This is a genomic window from Streptomyces humidus, assembly GCF_014649655.1.
In the GTDB taxonomy this organism is placed as follows: domain Bacteria; phylum Actinomycetota; class Actinomycetes; order Streptomycetales; family Streptomycetaceae; genus Streptomyces; species Streptomyces humidus.
The window spans coordinates 1-701 of sequence record NZ_BMTL01000161.1 but is presented as its reverse complement, the minus strand read 5'-3'; the positions used below and the strand labels follow the sequence as shown (position 1 = coordinate 701).

The 701-nt window shown below is 73.3% G+C and carries 1 protein-coding gene; it reads right to left on the bottom strand.

Translation table 11 applies throughout. The annotated features are described in order from the left end of the window. On the bottom strand, positions 1 to 679 hold a 679-nt coding region (locus IE239_RS41550), incomplete at its 3' end, for a SpnB-like Rossmann fold domain-containing protein (protein ID WP_444545014.1). Positions 680 to 701: the final 22 nt, after the last annotated feature.

Genomic DNA, 701 nt, shown 5'->3' with positions numbered 1-701 from the left:
CACGCACCGCCACACGAACCTGCCCCACACCCAGCTCCGCACCCGCCTCCGCCACCGGACACAGACCAAGCCCCTCCAACGTCCCCTTCTCCACGATGTCGAGCCGCCATTCCGGCTGTCCTGTGGGGACGGTGAGAGCCGGAGCGGTCGCGGCGCGGACGAGCCGGGGCGCACAGGCCGTGCCGACACGCAGGGCCAGCTCCGGCTCGCCCGAGGCGAGCGCGGCGGGCACCAGGTTCCATGACGCGTCCGTGCCGTCCACGTCCAGCAGCGCGAACCGGTCCGGCGCCTCGGCGCGTGCCGCGCGGACCAGGCCCCACACCGCCGCCATTGCCGGATCGGGTGAGGATTCATCGATCGCGACGGCCCCTTCGGTGACGAACACCAGACGGGCGCCCTCGAATCGCTCCGCCGCCAACCAGGCCTGGACGTGGGCGAGTACGCCGGCCGTGGCCTCGTGGGCTGCCTCGGCCGCGCATACGGCCGGCCGCCGCACCCGCACCAGGACGTCCGACCCGGGTTCCACAACGGTGTCGGGGAGATCAACGGGGAGGGCGGGGGCGTGCGTCGGCCCGTCGACGGACTGGTCGAGCGGGACGACGGTCCAGTCGGTCTGGAAGAGGTTGTCGACGTGGCGGGCGTCCACCGCGGCGAGATCCCCGGACACCTCCCGCAACACGAGCGACTCCACCGAAGCCACC